At 53.8% G+C, this 14573-nt stretch carries 17 protein-coding genes; 7 read left to right on the top strand and 10 right to left on the bottom strand.

What is annotated here, in order from left to right:
- The first annotated feature begins 86 nt into the window (after positions 1 to 86).
- The 4 genes from WHJ28_RS00420 to WHJ28_RS00405 all read left to right on the top strand — a co-directional run bounded on the left by WHJ28_RS00420 (position 87) and on the right by WHJ28_RS00405 (position 3785).
- Positions 87 to 1424 (top strand): peptidoglycan DD-metalloendopeptidase family protein, encoded by a 1338-nt coding sequence (locus WHJ28_RS00420; protein WP_340039122.1) that lies wholly within the window; start codon positions 87 to 89, stop codon positions 1422 to 1424.
- Positions 1425 to 1441: 17 nt separating this feature from the next.
- Positions 1442 to 1987 (top strand): phosphatase PAP2 family protein, encoded by a 546-nt coding sequence (locus WHJ28_RS00415; protein ID WP_209345247.1) that lies wholly within the window; start codon positions 1442 to 1444, stop codon positions 1985 to 1987.
- A gap of 185 nt (positions 1988 to 2172) precedes the next feature.
- Positions 2173 to 2565: a hypothetical protein gene (locus WHJ28_RS00410; RefSeq protein ID WP_209345249.1), complete on the top strand. Its 393-nt coding sequence runs from the start codon at positions 2173 to 2175 to the stop codon at positions 2563 to 2565.
- Between the two features lie 80 nt (positions 2566 to 2645).
- Positions 2646 to 3785, top strand: a complete 1140-nt coding sequence (locus WHJ28_RS00405; RefSeq protein WP_209345251.1) for a metallophosphoesterase — start codon at positions 2646 to 2648, stop codon at positions 3783 to 3785.
- A gap of 9 nt (positions 3786 to 3794) precedes the next feature.
- On the opposite strand, the gene WHJ28_RS16455 is transcribed toward WHJ28_RS00405, so the two are convergent.
- The 3 genes from WHJ28_RS16455 to WHJ28_RS00395 all read right to left on the bottom strand — a co-directional run bounded on the left by WHJ28_RS16455 (position 3795) and on the right by WHJ28_RS00395 (position 6366).
- Positions 3795 to 4055: an ArsR/SmtB family transcription factor gene (locus WHJ28_RS16455; protein WP_368076372.1), complete on the bottom strand. Its 261-nt coding sequence runs from the start codon at positions 4053 to 4055 to the stop codon at positions 3795 to 3797.
- A gap of 112 nt (positions 4056 to 4167) precedes the next feature.
- Positions 4168 to 6051 (bottom strand): heavy metal translocating P-type ATPase, encoded by a 1884-nt coding sequence (locus tag WHJ28_RS00400; RefSeq protein WP_209345255.1) that lies wholly within the window; start codon positions 6049 to 6051, stop codon positions 4168 to 4170.
- 96 nt (positions 6052 to 6147) lie between these two features.
- A complete protein-coding gene (locus tag WHJ28_RS00395) occupies positions 6148 to 6366 on the bottom strand; it encodes a cation transporter (RefSeq protein ID WP_209345257.1) in 219 nt (72 codons plus the stop codon).
- Between the two features lie 168 nt (positions 6367 to 6534).
- Here WHJ28_RS00395 and WHJ28_RS00390 point away from each other — a divergent pair, with 168 nt between their 5' ends.
- Positions 6535 to 6900 carry an ArsR/SmtB family transcription factor gene (locus WHJ28_RS00390; protein WP_209345259.1) on the top strand — a complete coding sequence of 122 codons (366 nt, stop codon included), beginning with the start codon at positions 6535 to 6537 and terminating at the stop codon, positions 6898 to 6900.
- A gap of 127 nt (positions 6901 to 7027) precedes the next feature.
- The gene (locus tag WHJ28_RS00385; protein WP_340039121.1) at positions 7028 to 7939 is read left to right on the top strand and encodes a helix-turn-helix transcriptional regulator; all 912 of its coding nucleotides are present in this window, start codon (positions 7028 to 7030) and stop codon (positions 7937 to 7939) included.
- 40 nt (positions 7940 to 7979) lie between these two features.
- Here WHJ28_RS00385 and WHJ28_RS00380 read toward each other — a convergent pair whose 3' ends face one another.
- From WHJ28_RS00380 to WHJ28_RS00370, 3 genes are all read right to left on the bottom strand, one after another.
- Positions 7980 to 9383, bottom strand: coding sequence for an ATP-binding protein (locus WHJ28_RS00380; protein ID WP_209345263.1), 1404 nt, complete (start codon positions 9381 to 9383; stop codon positions 7980 to 7982).
- A 15-nt stretch (positions 9384 to 9398) separates the two neighbouring features.
- Entirely contained in the window at positions 9399 to 10091 is a 693-nt protein-coding gene (locus tag WHJ28_RS00375; protein WP_302643299.1) for a response regulator transcription factor, read from the bottom strand.
- Between the two features lie 115 nt (positions 10092 to 10206).
- Positions 10207 to 10761, bottom strand: coding sequence for an SLOG family protein (locus tag WHJ28_RS00370; RefSeq protein WP_209345267.1), 555 nt, complete (start codon positions 10759 to 10761; stop codon positions 10207 to 10209).
- A 144-nt stretch (positions 10762 to 10905) separates the two neighbouring features.
- On the opposite strand from WHJ28_RS00370, the gene WHJ28_RS00365 reads away from it, so the two are divergent.
- Positions 10906 to 11256, top strand: coding sequence for a helix-turn-helix transcriptional regulator (locus tag WHJ28_RS00365; protein ID WP_209345269.1), 351 nt, complete (start codon positions 10906 to 10908; stop codon positions 11254 to 11256).
- Between the two features lie 140 nt (positions 11257 to 11396).
- Here the strand turns inward: WHJ28_RS00365 and WHJ28_RS00360 are convergent, their stop codons facing one another.
- The 4 genes from WHJ28_RS00360 to WHJ28_RS00345 form a co-directional block, all read right to left on the bottom strand.
- On the bottom strand, positions 11397 to 11831 hold the full coding sequence (locus WHJ28_RS00360) for a YolD-like family protein (RefSeq protein WP_209345270.1): 435 nt from the start codon (positions 11829 to 11831) through the stop codon (positions 11397 to 11399).
- Complete coding sequence (locus WHJ28_RS00355; protein WP_209345271.1) at positions 11828 to 13351, bottom strand: Y-family DNA polymerase; 1524 nt, start codon at positions 13349 to 13351, stop codon at positions 11828 to 11830. The genes WHJ28_RS00360 and WHJ28_RS00355 overlap by 4 nt, the downstream gene beginning before the upstream one ends.
- 55 nt (positions 13352 to 13406) lie before the next feature.
- The gene (locus tag WHJ28_RS00350; protein ID WP_302643296.1) at positions 13407 to 14129 is read right to left on the bottom strand and encodes an AlkZ-related protein; all 723 of its coding nucleotides are present in this window, start codon (positions 14127 to 14129) and stop codon (positions 13407 to 13409) included.
- A gap of 189 nt (positions 14130 to 14318) precedes the next feature.
- Entirely contained in the window at positions 14319 to 14573 is a 255-nt protein-coding gene (locus tag WHJ28_RS00345; RefSeq protein ID WP_209345275.1) for a helix-turn-helix domain-containing protein, read from the bottom strand.

Here is a 14573-nt window from a genome sequence, read left to right as displayed (position 1 = left end):
GGGGCGCCCCGCCTCCAGACTGGTATTTTTCTTACAGGTTGATTGTTACCGTTTTGTAACTATTGAAAGGAGGACTTCTCTCGCATATGCCCTTCAAGAAAAAGAAATTGATGATCTCGGCAGCTTCCATTGCATCGTTTGCGCTTATAATGACTTTGACCTTCGGACTTCTCTATACGCCTGCCTATGCGGTCAGCATGGATGGCGAACAGTTGGGCGTTGTATCCGACACGGAGACTGCACAACGGGCTGTGGAATCCGCACAGGCCGAGGTGGAAAATGCCATAGGCGTGTCCGCTGTCATTACGGATGACATCTCCATCGGCTGGACAATGGCCAGCAAAAATGATCTTGTTTCGGAAGAAGAACTGACCGAGCGCCTGTTGGAGCAGGTGGAGGAGATCCGGGAGGGCTATGTCCTCTCTGTAGGTGGACAAGCGGTAGGATTTTCCCCAGACCGGGAAACTTTAGATTCCATGCTGGACGAGTTCTCCGCCCCATATCAGAATGAAAGTACCAAGGAGGTGCGCTTCGAGCCAGAGGTTTCCATTGAATATGGTCACGCATCCACTGAAATTCCCGATGACCCGGAGCAGATTTATGCGGCGCTTACCGCAAACTCTGTGGAGGCGGCCTCTTATACTGTAGCGGCCGGAGACACCTTTTCGGAGATCGCCGCAGGTCTGGATATGCGGCAGAGGGAGTTGTCCGAACTGAATCCATCCGTTGACCCGGATGTGCTGATGATCGGGGATGTGCTGAATATCCGGCGGGCAGTCCCGTTCCTCGCCGTTGTTACAGTGGATGAGGTCACCTATACGGAGCCGATCCCGGCTCCGGTAGAGTATGTGGAGGACGATTCCCTCTATGAAGGCGACTCCAATGTACTGTCTGAGGGCGAGGAAGGCGAGAACTGGATCCGTGCCGAGGTGACTTATCAGAATGGCACGGAGATCGCACGGACGGTTTTGGAGGCCGTGGTCCAGAAAGAGCCGGAAAAGAAAGTGGTAGCCACTGGGACAAAGGAGCGGCCTGCCACGGCATCCAAAGGCACCTACATCTGGCCGGTAGACGGTACCGTCACCTCGTCCCCTGGCAGTCGGACTCTGTTTGGAAGCACGAATTATCACTCCGGACTGGACATTGCCGTTCCTTATGGCACGAAGGTCAAGGCCGCTGACGGCGGAACCGTCAGCTTTGCCGGCTGGAAAGGGGACTACGGCAATCTGGTCATCATTACCCATGACGATGGAACTCAGACCTACTACGCCCACAACTCCAACCTGTTGGTTTCCGAGGGCGATTCTGTTTATCAGGGACAAGCCATTGCGGAGGCGGGTTCTACCGGGCGCTCCACCGGGAGCCATTGTCATTTTGAGGTGCGGGTGAACGGAGAGGTGCAAAATCCCTATGATTATCTCTGAATGTGAGATGAACAAAAATGGTTTCCTTTGAACTGTCCATTTTGGACTGGATACAGACATCCCTGCGCTCCGGCTTTGGCGATGTGTTTTTCCCAATCATCACAACTTTTGCGGATGAGGGGATCGGCTGGGTGCTTTTGTGCGGTATCCTGATATTGATCCCGAAAACGAAAAAGCTGGGCGGTGTCATGTTTCTTGCCATTATCATAGAGGTGCTGGCCTGCAATATCATTCTCAAGCCTCTGGTGGCAAGGCCCCGCCCCTTTATGTTGAACTCGGCTGTTCAGCTGCTCATTCCCGCTCCAGAGGACTATTCTTTCCCCTCCGGACATACGGCGGTTTCCTTTGCTGCGGCATCTGTGCTGCTGTTTCAAAAAAGCAAGGGGTGGCTGCCTGCGCTTCTGATGGCCGGACTGATCGCCTTCTCCCGGCTGTACCTCTATGTCCATTTTCCCACAGATGTCATTGCCGGTGCGGTGATCGGGATCGCGGCCGGGGCGCTGGCCTGCCGGCTGTGGGCATTCTGTGAAAAGCGATTGTCGAAAAAAGTGCAAAGGCGGTGATTTTTTGTAATGATGAAGATGCTGTAAGCTGGACATTGACATACCGATCCCTACACATCATCTGTTTTGGAAATACTTTTTTCCCTTTTGGAAAGAAGGCATCGTGAAGGATTGACTTCTTTCCATAAATCCATCATACTGAAAAGGGTTTTAGCCTTTTCAAGAATAATTAGGAGGTCCTTTCCATGAAACATAACATCCGGAAGCTTGTGGTGGTTCCCGCAGCATTGCTTATGACGGCGGCACTTTCTGTCGGTGCTTTTGCAGCAGACGCATCTGCCGGCTACTGCACACAGGATCACGACCACAGTATCCACAGCAGCTGTACCTTGGATCACGACCATGCGGCCGATGCCATCTGTACGCTGGAGCATGACCACGCTGTTGACGCCGCCTGCACCTTAAATCATGATCATGCGGTGGACGCAAGCTGCTCTGCGGTCCATGACCACGCCACCCATGCGACCTGCACCAAGACACATGACCACAGCGGAGATGGAACGACATCCGGGCATCATGGCTCCTCTCACGGAACGAAAACCGGTGGAAGCAGCAGACACGGTGGTTCCCACCACTAAGGGAAAACAAACAGGCGGGCAGCACTGCCCGCCTGTTTTCGTATCAATTATGTTTCATCCAACGAATGTGAGGAGTTTCCATGAAGTGTTTTAGACGGCTGTTGTCATGGGACAGTTTCTTTGCGGTCTATTTTCTGGGCTATCTGGCCGCACTATTTTATGTGAGTATTCGCATGGAAAGAGTTTTGGAAGGCTTGTGGGATCTGGGAAGCGTCTGGCCCATATTTGGCGCACAGCTTATATTTACCGCCTTTTATGCCTCTCAGATGAAACGAGTGGACACAAGCCGGATTGCCAGAGCCGTATCAATGGCTGGATACCTTTATTTCTGCTTCTTGCTGTATTCCGTTTGCCTGCTGCTCTGCGCTGATCTTTTGAACTTGCTTGCCGGAGCGTTACTCTCCTGCCTTATCGACATCCATGTGTTCCTATGGAGCATAGCTTTTATAATTGCCGCAGGCGTAACGCTCTATGGCAGCCTCCACGCTCGGCAGTTCCGCCATGTGTCCTACACAATACCTTGTGGAGCCCGCTTAGACAACTCTTGCAGGATCGTGCTGTTGAGCGACCTCCACATCGGACTATTTGTGGGAACCCGGCATATTGCAAAAATGGTGGATGAAGTCAATGGATTGCACCCGGAGCTGGTCGTGATCGCCGGGGACATTTTCAATAATGGCTCTGTCGGGGAGTGCTGGGAACTGGAGAGCATCTGCGGCAGTCTTCAAAACCTCCGGACAACACAGGGCGTATTTGCCGTTCTGGGAAATCATGATCCATCTCCAGCGGACAAGCAGCTTCAAGCATTTTTCAAAAACGCCGGGATCCATTTACTTCTGGATGACAGCGTGGAATTACCGGAGATCTGTCTCGTTGGGCGGGATGATCTCTTGCGGAGCGGCGGGAAGCGTTTGCCGCTGGCTGAACTGCTGGCCTCTGTCACAGGAGATAAACCGGTGGTCGTTATGGATCACAGTCCAGACGGCTTTGAGGAAGCGGCTCAGTGTGGAGCCAGCATGGTTTTGAGTGGCCACACCCACCGGGGCCAGTTTTTCCCCGTGACCTTGCTCACAAAGCTGTTTCATCCGCCAGGGCATTTCTATGGGCATACCCAGTTGAGAAACACACATGGCATTATCTCAGCCGGAACTGGTTATTTTCAACTGCCCATCCGTGTCGGAACAGACAGTGAAATCGTCACAATAGAACTAATACCATAATTCTATCCACTATTTCTCCGCAAGATGGGACAACCCTGTTTCAATGATCGGCCATATATTCTGCTCAGGCAGAGAATAGAATATCTGTCTGCCAACCCTGCGCTGTGCCACTATTTTGTGGGCCTTCAAAATGTTCAGCTGGTGGGAAACCGCCGATTGCGTCATCCGTAACCGCTCTGCAAGCTCCGTCACGCAAGTTTCCTGCTCATGGAGGATAGCAATCAGTCGGATGCGGGTGGGGTCGCCCAACACACGGAAAAAATCTGCCATCGCCGGCACAAACTTAGGATCGCAAGGGCAGTGATGTTCCTTCTGATGATTCATTTGATGGTTGATGGAAAGGGCGCGGCCAAAGTAGTGGCCCGCGCCCTTTCTCTCCTTTTTACAGATTATGAACCCGCAGGGCTCTAATCGCATTCAAGACCGCGATCACGGTGACGCCCACATCGGCAAAAATCGCCATCCACATATTGGCCCGGCCTATCGCACCCAGAGCAAGGCAGATAAACTTGACCACCAGAGCCAGAGTGATGTTCTGATAGACGATGGAGATGCACTTCCGGGAGATCTTGATGCCCTTTGCGATTTTCATGGGGTCATCATCCATCAGAACCACATCCGCCGCCTCAATAGCCGCATCAGAGCCCATAGCGCCCATGGCGATGCCGATGTCCGCCCGCCCCAGCACGGGGGCGTCGTTGATGCCGTCGCCCACAAAGGCCAGCTTCGCCTTCGGCGGCTTTGCGGCCAGCAGCTTCTCCACTTGGGTCACCTTGTCGCCGGGGAGCAACTCGCTGTGAACCTCGTCCACGCCCAAATCGGCTGCCACACGGTCCGCCACCCGCTTGGCATCGCCGGTGAGCATGACGGTCTTTTCCACTCCGGCCTTTTTCAGTGCGGAGATAGCTGCCTTGGAGTTGGGCTTCTCGATGTCGGAGATCAGGATGTGTCCGGCGTATTCGCCGTTGATGGCCACATGGATGATGGTGCCAACCGAGCTGCAATCCGCATAGGGGATGGCCAGACGCTGCATCAGCTTCGCATTGCCGGCGGCAACCTCAACGCCGTCCACCTTGGCGATCAGTCCATGACCGCTGATCTCCTCGATATCGGTCACACGGCTGCGGTCGATTTCTTTCCCGTAGGCTCTCTGCAGGCTCTTGCTGATGGGATGGGAGGAGGAACACTCGGCCAACGCCGCGTATTCCAGCAGCTTTTCTTCCTCCATGGTGTTGTGGTGGATGCCGTTGACCTCAAACACGCCCTGAGTCAGAGTGCCGGTCTTGTCAAACACCACCACCTTGGTCTGGGACAGGGTCTCCATATAGTTGGAGCCCTTGATCAGAACGCCCTCCTTGCTGGCGCCGCCAATACCGGCGAAGAAGCTGAGGGGAACGCTGACCACCAGAGCGCAGGGGCAGCTGATGACCAGGAAGGTCAGGGCGCTATAGATCCAGTTAGCCCAGTTAGCGGGATTGCCCATCAGCATATTTCCGATGGGGGGCAGCACCGCCAACAGCAACGCGGCGATACAGACCAACGGCGTGTAGACCTTGGCGAACTTGGAGATAAAGTCCTCCGACTTGGATTTCCGGGAGCTGGATTCCTCTACCAGTTCCAGAATCTTGGATACAGTAGACTCACCAAACTCCTTGGTGGTTCGGATCTTCAGAACACCGGTCATATTGATGCAGCCGCTGATGACCTCGTCATCCACAGCGGCCTCACGGGGCAGACTTTCACCAGTCAGTGCGGAGGTGTTCAAGGCGGAATTACCCTCAATGATGATGCCGTCAATGGGGACTTTTTCGCCGGGCTGCACCACGATCACAGTGCCGATCTCCACTTCGTCCGGATCTACCTTTTCCAGCTGTCCGTTCCGCTCAATATTGGCGTAGTCCGGTCGAATGTCCATGAGAGCGGTAATGTTTCTACGGCTCTTTCCTACGGCATAGCTCTGGAACAGCTCACCCACCTGATAGAACAGCATGACGGCGATGGCCTCGTTGTAGTCGCCGCTCTTTTCATAGATGGCCAGTGCGATGGCGCCGATGGTGGCCACCGCCATCAGAAAGTTTTCGTCAAACACCTGGCCGTTCAGGATGCCCTTCACGGCCTTCCTCAAAATGTCATAGCCGATAATTAGGTAAGCGGCCATATAAAGCGCCGTTGAGAGTCCCATGGGCAGCGCCAGGAAATTCAACGCAATCATCATTGCCGCCGCAATCAAGATGCGTACCAGCATGATCGTTTGCTTTTTTGTCACGGTATAACCCCCTTTAATTTATTGATTGCTCAATCATTTAATACTTTCTGTGAAAGACGCGCCCCTTTCGCCTGATGCGTCCGGGGCGCTTGCGGGTCAAAGTTCAATCTCGCAGTCAGGCTCCACCTTCTTGCAGGCTTTCAGGACTGCCTGCATGACCTCCTTCGGCTCCTGGCCATCCTGAAACTCCACGATCATCTTCTGGGTCATGAAGTTAACGGTGGCGGCGGCGACGCCGGGGGTCTTTCTGGCGGCGTCCTCCATCAGATTGGCGCAGTTGGCGCAGTCAACTTCGATCTTATAGGTCTTTTTCATCGGAATAGCTCCTCTCGAAATTGTTGGATTTATCAATCAAGCACTTGTTTAATTGATGTGATTGTAGTATGATGGATTCGCGGCGGGAAGTCAATGCCTTACGCTGCCTTTCTTCCAAACCGGCAAAAAGCATTTCCAAAACGGACAATTTTCAAGGAGGGATATGTGATGTCTGACTTGCAGCTCCCCCATCACCACGGCGAGGGACAGAATACGGAGTTTTTGAAGGCGCAGTTGGCAAAGCCGGAAACATTCCAGACCGTTGCCGGGACATTCAAGCTTTTGGATGATTCCAGCCGGCTGCGGATCTTCTGGCTGCTGTGTCACTGCGAGGAGTGCGTCATCAACATCTCCGCTATGGTGGAGATGACAAGCCCTGCTGTGTCCCACCATCTGCGGCAGTTAAAAGACCGTGGATTGATTGTCAGTCGCCGTGAGGGGAAAGAGGTCTACTATAAAGCGGCGGAGACGGAGCAGAGCGTTTTGCTCCATCAGGTCATCGAGAAGATCATGAAGATATCCTGCCCGGATTAGGCAGGAGGAAAACGGAGGGATCGGCTTGTATCATCAGCATCTTCCAAAAATTCAAACTGCATTGGCTGATGTTCCGGACGGCCTGCTTCTGGAGGAGCATCATCCCGTTGCAGACGGGAAAGGTGGTGTGAGGCACACGGAGGCCATTCCAGGAGGAAAAGGACAAAAAACCTCTTGGGAAGTATTCCCCGGCTGTACCCTTGTTTTTCAGGACTTTCTGGCGGGGCAGGTTTCCTGCCAGCATGGAGCGGAGCGCGACCTTCTGGAGATCAACTACTGCCGCTACGGGCGTGTTGGCTGGAACATGAAAGACGGCAGTTCGATTTACCTTGGCCCCGGCGATTTTTCCCTGCACACCAGACAGCTCTGCGCCGGTTCGGTCATGACATTCCCAGTGGGGCACTATGAGGGGCTGGCCATCTGGCTGGATCTGTCCAAATTTGATATGGCTCTGCCTGACTTCCTTGGCGGAACAGGCGTGACCGCACAGGCATTGGCAGAAAAGTTCTGTGCCGGAGGGACATCTGCGACGCTTACGGGAAACGAGAAAACAGAGCCTATTTTCGGCGGTTTCTATGGGCAGCCGGAACCGCTTCAGCAGGCGTATTTCCGTTTGAAGGTCATGGAACTGCTGCTCCATCTCAGTGCGGTTTCTTTATCACCCAAACGGGAAGCGGACAAATACCAGACGGAGCAGGTGGAGATCGCCCGCAGCGTCCACGATTATATTTTGCAGCACATGGAGCAGCGGGTCACCATTCAGGAGCTGTCTCAGCGGTATCTGATCAACCCCACCACATTGAAAGCTGTGTTCAAGGCGGTTTATGGCGATTCCCTTGCCGCCCACATGAATGAACACCGAATGGAGAAAGCGGCCCTGCTGCTGACGCAGACCAAGGATAGTATCGCCCAAATTGCCCAAGCTGTGGGCTACGAGAGCCAGAGCCGCTTTTCCGTGGTATTCCGGGAAACCTATGAGATGTCACCCCTGGAATATCGGAAATTGCATGGGAAAAGCCGAATCGATGGGAACAAATAAAGAAGCGGCGGGCCAGTTCAAAACCGGCCTGCCGCTCTCGTTATACGCTTTGCAGCGGAATGCAAATGGTAAACTTTGAGCCTTTCCCGATGACGCTCTCTGCCGTGATGGTTCCCCCATGTGCCTCAACGATGGACTTTGTAATAGCCAGCCCGATCCCCATGCCGCCGGTCTGCTGGCTTCTGGATGGGTCTACCCGGTAAAACCGCTCGAACAGCTGAGAAAGGTGCTCCTCTGGAATGCCTTCGCCCGTATCCGACACAGATAACTGGATCAAGTCTTTTTCCTGCCGGCCTTCCAGCCGGACGATCCCGCTCTCCGGCGTGGCCCGCAGCGCATTGGAGACAAGGTTGGTCAAACATTGCTTGATGCGATCCTGATCGCATACCATGGCAAGTCCTTCTGGAGTGGTATCTAACTCAAAGGCGACCCCTTTGTTCTGAAATCTGGCAAGAAAATCAAGGCGAATGTCCTCTAACAATTCCGCAACAGACATTGGTTCCAGATGTAGTATGATCTGTCCGCTTTCCAGATTGGACAATTCCTGAAGCTGCTCCACCAGCCGTGTCAGCCGCAAAATCTCCTCCCGATAGCCCTGAAACAGCTCCGGGGACGGCTCCCATATCCCGTCGATGACCGCCTCCACATGGCTTTGCAGATTGGTTAGTGGTGTTCTCAGCTCATGGGCCACATCCGCAGTCATCCGGCGCTTTTGCTGTTCCCTCAGTTTTAGCGTTTCAGACATCTCGTTGACCGACTGCATGAGGGACGCCAGCTCTTTGGTTTTCGTCTTTGTTTCAATTTTTCGCCCATAGTCCCCCTCCGCGATACTGCGGGTCACCTCGACTGTCGCCGAGATCGGTCGGGCGATGCGTCTGGCCGCAAAGAAGGCAAGCACCATGGCCACAAGCAGAAAAGCAATACCCAGCCCCAGCGTTACTCGATTGAGCGTATTCAGTAATATCAATGCGTCATCGTCCAACGCATAGGGACCGTAATATCCAACCGTCAGATAGCCCGTCAGCGTTCCATCGCTGGAGAGATCGTATGTGGTTTCTGAATAAGCACCGTTAAAAGAGGGATAGCGGCTGTGCATATTCTCCTCTGCATGCTGCAGTGCGATTTGGCACTCTTGTGCTTTATGTATGGAGATATCCCAGTCCACCTCTCCGTTGCGCGTCTGCACATGGACAATCAGGCCGTTTTGCAGCGCCGCATTACCGATCACCTCTACTGCGTCAATGTTATAGCTTTGGCTTTCTGGCAGGTACTGCTCCTCGACCTGCTCAATGATCTGCTGTATCTGGCGCTGGCGTTGGTCGTTGGCATAGTGCGCAAACAGGTTGTCCAGAGTCAGGTTAAACAGGAGCGTCATTGCGCCAAGAGAGAATATTAGCAGGGCGGAGAAGTAAACAGTCAACTTCGCCTTCAGGGAATGTACCATTTGCTCTCCCTCCCATCAGCCTTGGAACTGATAGCCCACACCATGCACAGTGACAATAAACTCCGGGTCATGTCTGTCTGGTTCGATTTTGCTGCGGAGGCTTTTAATGTAGGTATCAACACTTCGGTTATAGCCGTCGTAATCATCTCCCAGCGCATAGGAGATCAGCTGTTCTCTGGTAAAGATCCGTTTCGGCGCTTTGGCAAGTGTCCGCAGTATTTGATACTCCGATGGCGTCAGGTGGATGGGCGCCCCTTCCTTCAAAACGGTTTTGTTCTGAAAGTCGATCACCAGATATCCGTCCCGATAGGAGACTGGAACGCTCAACAACTCGTCGCTCTCCGTCCTCCGCAATACCGCTCCCACTTTGGCTACCACAACACGGGGGCTGAATGGCTTTGTCAGATAATCGTCCGCACCGACCTCTAAACCATCCAGAATGTCCTGCTCCTGGCTCTTGGCTGTAAGCATGATGATGGGGATGCGGTACTGTGCGCGGATCTGCCCGCATAATGTCTCTCCCGGTATATCCGGCAGCATTAAGTCCAGCAGGATCAGATTGACCGGATGAAGCCGCAGCAACTCCAGCGCGGTTTCCCCGTCATGGGCCGACATGGTTCGATATCCCGCCTTTTCCAGATAGGCGGCCAGGACTTGTGTGATCTTGACTTCATCATCCACAAGGAGAATCAGTTTCTGTGTTTGCATGGCAGTTTTGTTCCAATCTACGAGTTGTAAATGCAAAGGCTTTCTTGCTTTTGACCACGATCATTATACTACATGGATGGCAGTGCTTCAACTACGAGAAGTAAAGCCAAGGACACTATGACTCAGCAGAGGCATCCATAGAAACCCTTGCGTTGTCTGGATGGATCAATATGACAGACACCCCCTTTTTTCTGGCATAGTTGACCGTCATGCCTGTTCCGCTGCGGATTGAGCGGTCATTGTCATACACGGCCAGAAGTATATCGGCGTGATCCACCATGTAGTAATTACGCCGCTTATAGCAGACCGCAAGCACCTCTGCCTTTGTCCCAATTACCACGGTTTCCGTGCTGTGTTGAATTAAGACCTTTAGACGGCCCCGGCTGCGGCTGTCCCAGTCAGCATCATGCCCCTCAAAGGGCAGGGCGATAAACAACTCAATATCGTTGTACTCTGGTTGTTCCTTCAGTTGGAGCAGTATTTCCCCGGCCCACATATCCACACCTAATGCACCGCCAACATAAAAGCGGCGGACTCCCTGCTCATAGAGCGCCACGATCTGATCCCGCAGCCGTTTTTTCAACCGCTTGCAGCCGGTGTTATTCTCCTTGTATTTCCACTTGAACCGGGCAGGGCGATGGCCAGTGATGGCACATGATTTTATACTCATGATGAACTCCATTTCATTGGGTGAATTGAATTTATCCGGTTTTTGTAATATGCCTATAAGGTCTATTGCGCTTTTAGATTATTATAACATGGCCAGATTGCACATACAATACAAGTATCAAGGCTGGCGGAGGATACTTGCAGTATGGTCGATTATAAAACGCTCGGCTCCCGGATCAGGGCAGTTCGTTTGGAAAAGAAAATGACACAAGAGCAGTTGGCAGAGGCGGTCGGAGTGGGCGTTACCCACATCAGCCACATCGAGACCGGCAACAGTATCCCAAGCCTTCAGGTCATGCTGGATATTATCAATGCTTTGGGGTGTTCAGCGGATGAGCTTTTCTGTATGGAGATCGATCAAGCCCGTCCGCTGATGAACAGCTGGCTGAGTGAGCTTGTGGCGGATTGCAGCAATATGGAGATCAAGCTGATCACCGATATGGTGCTTTCCCTGAAGAGTTCACTGCGCCGTTTGCGGCTTGACGATCCAACCTGACAGCTATCCTGACAAACAAAAACGAGACGCAGCCCATCCTGTATGTGGTGCGTCTCGCTTTTTGATATGTATAATACGATTTTTTATGTACGGCGCTGTGGTTATATCCACGGCGCCGTATTCCGTTCCCAGAGCGATTTTCAGAATTCATCCCGAAACGCACCTGGGAGCTGTTTGCTTTCGATACCGACGATGTCATCCAGCGGGATCCTTGTGCCGTCCGTCAGGAGCATAACACGCTCAACGCCGTCCGTCCTTTTCAATTTTCCCGTAACAGTAACATAGCTGCCGCCATCCTTGCGCTCATCCGGTTGGAACCATGTGACCGTGACCTCCGGCTGCTGGCCGATGATCTCCTCTAGATACCGTTGTTTCTCGTCCAGGACGGCCCTGCTGTCCTCGTCCAGTTCGATCTTCCGGTCAGTCAGCCGGGCCGTCTCCACGATGGCCGCTCCGTGGCCTGTCAGTGCGGCGAAGGGGCTGAAAATGGCGGCCCGATCACTGAGAGGCATCCTGGGATGCTTGGCCGAGGTCGGATGGGGCAGGCCAATGATGTCGTTATATCTGTTCGTCATTCATGGTGGCCCCCAATCGTCTTATTCCGCTCCCTGGCGGTAGCGCCCTCCTCCAGATTCATGCCTTTGAGGATGGCGTTTTTGCCGAATTTCTTCTTGATGCCCAGCATGGCCTCCTGCACCTTCCGCTCACGGACCAGGGCAGCGTCCTCCTTTTTCCGGCGTTCCTCCTGGGCGGCGTAGTCAGTGAACAAGTCCAACTGCTCCGCCGCAGGCTCTTTGGGCGCGTCTGCCTCGCAAATCAGACGGTTGGCGGAAATGCTCAGCCGCCGCACCAGCAGGTTTTTGTCCACGATGCGGTCAAACAGCTCCAGCACCGCCCGAATGATCTCGTTGGTGGAGGAGCTGTACCTGTCCAGATTGATGGTGCCGGTGGCGTGCTTGGGAACCTTTCGGCCATAGCGGTCTGTGGTGACCGGGCCTTTGTAGCTTTTGCTCCGCTGGGGATCGTCCAGATTCTCCCGGTCATAGCCAACTGTCAGTACAAGCTGGTTGGTCACCAGCCCCTTATCCACCAGATCAAGGGCCAGTGCGTCCGCCATTTCCCGCATTACCAGCTTTGCCTTTTCAAACTGATATGGGCATTGCAGGACCTGCCCGGAAACGATGCTCTTATTTTCTGGCTTGTACGCTTTCACGTCCGCGATAGTGCAAGGTTCCCAGCCCCAGGCGTGATCCACTAAGATTTCCGCATTGACGCCGAACAGCTTGTAGAGCAGCTCCTCGTTATAATAATCGGTTTCCTTGCCGATGGAGCAGCGGGCGATGTCGCCCATGGTGTAGAGCCCATTGGCCTCCAGCTTCCGGGCATAGCCGGGGCCTACCCGCCAGAAATCCGTCAGCGGACGGTGATCCCACAGCAGACGGCGGTAGGTCATCTCGTCCAGCTTGGCGATCCGCACGCCGTCCTTGTCCGGATGGATATGCTTGGACACAATATCCATGGCGATCTTGGCAAGGTACAAATTGCTACCCATCCCCGCCGTGGCGGTGATGCCAGTAGTCTCCAGCACATCCAGAATGATCTTTCGAGCCAGCTCACGGGCCGTCAGATGATAGGTGTCCAGATAGTTCGTCACATCCATGAACACCTCGTCGATGCTGTACGGAAATATATCCTCCGGGGCCAGATACTTCAAATAGACGCTGTATATCCGGGTGCTCCACTCAATATAATGGGCCATCCGGGGCGGGGCCACAATGTAGTCCAGCTCCATCTCAGGATGATTTTTCAGTTCCGGATCGTTCCATGAGGAACCGGTAAACTGCCCACTGGGGGCATTGCGCCGCCGCTGGGCGTTGACTTCCTTCACCCTCTGGACAACTTCAAACAGTCTTGCCCGACCGGAGATGCCATGGGCTTTGAGGGAAGGAGACACGGCGAGGCAGATGGTCTTTTCCGTGCGGCTCTCGTCCGCCACCACCAGATTGGTGGTCATGGGGTCAAGCCCCCGCTCCACGCACTCCACCGAGGCGTAAAACGATTTCAGATCCACGCAGAGATAAGTCCTGTTTTTCATACCCCGGTCGCCTCCTTGCCTTAGTATGCCTGGTACCAGTGGAAATTATGGGTGGTCAGCCCAGCACTACATCCAGCTCTATTTTCCCCGTCTCCGGGAAGTTCTTCTGTACCTGCTGGCGAATCAGTTCCCTTGACTCTGCTGGTTCAGCAGAATAGGCGGAGGCGATGTGCTCATAGCCCCACAGGGCCTCCGGCGTGGAGTAGACGGAGATGGGCCAGCCATACTCCAAGCCCTTCTTATTGATGCGCCTGCGGAAGTCCCGGATCAGCAGATAGCTCTGCATCTGGAGGTCTGTCACCGTCCCCTCAAAGTTCTTCTCTCCATCCTTGCCGAAACCGGCTAACCGTTTCAGCTCGAAGGAAAACAGCTCGTCCTTGCTTTCAAACTGGTCCATGATCCGTTTGCAGCGCATACTGGCCAGTTCTTCATCCCAACGGCTGTCGAAGTCATAGCCGTCCCGCCGGTAGTTGGCAAAGTGGGGAAACCACTCTCTGGAGATAAAGCCCGCCTTTTTGCCGAAGAATTTGCCATAGGCCACCTGGCCGCTCCGGGCGATCAGTTCCCGCCACTCCCACGGGTCCTGCTCCTCGTCCCCAGTCCACCAGTACAGGTCGGAGGTATGTTCCTCCACTGAGAAACCGGGAATCTCATTTTTGAACAGCGGGAGAAAGCCGACCTCATTGATCCAGCCAATTAACTCCTCCCAGCTTCGGATGCGGCTGGGATCGTCCCAGTCCAGTCCCCGCATGATCCATTCGCCGTTCTCGATCGCCATACTGACACCTCCCGCCTATGGCTTTGTGTTATTATAACACAGTGGATCCCAAGATTCTATCAGGATGAATGTTCTTTCTCTGCTCTAAACTTTCTTGGAGTGGGTCCTTCTGGATGGTTCATCATGGACCGAGGCTCGGTTCACAAAATGCGCGGACTCTCCCCTTGGCGGGAGAGTCCGTTTCTATGCTCAGAGGAGCCGGTACAGATTGGAACTGAGGCTTCCGTTCTCCCGCCAGCGCGGGCTTTTGGCAATCAGTCCCGCTTTGCATAGATCGTCCAGCGCCCGTTTGACAGTGCTTCTGGAGAGTTTCAGTTCGGCGGCAATAGTCCTGATTCCCGGCCAGCACTGGCCGTCCTTGTCAGCATGGTCCTTCAGGTACATATAGACCGCCCGCGCCCGGTGAGAAAGCTCGGAGCGGTAGATCATCTCAAAATATCCCAC

It is taken from the genome of Flavonifractor porci (assembly GCF_037572415.1).
In the GTDB taxonomy this organism is placed as follows: domain Bacteria; phylum Bacillota; class Clostridia; order Oscillospirales; family Oscillospiraceae; genus Flavonifractor; species Flavonifractor porci.
Note: the sequence above shows the minus strand (reverse complement) of the source record. Positions and strands in the feature narration are given on the sequence as shown.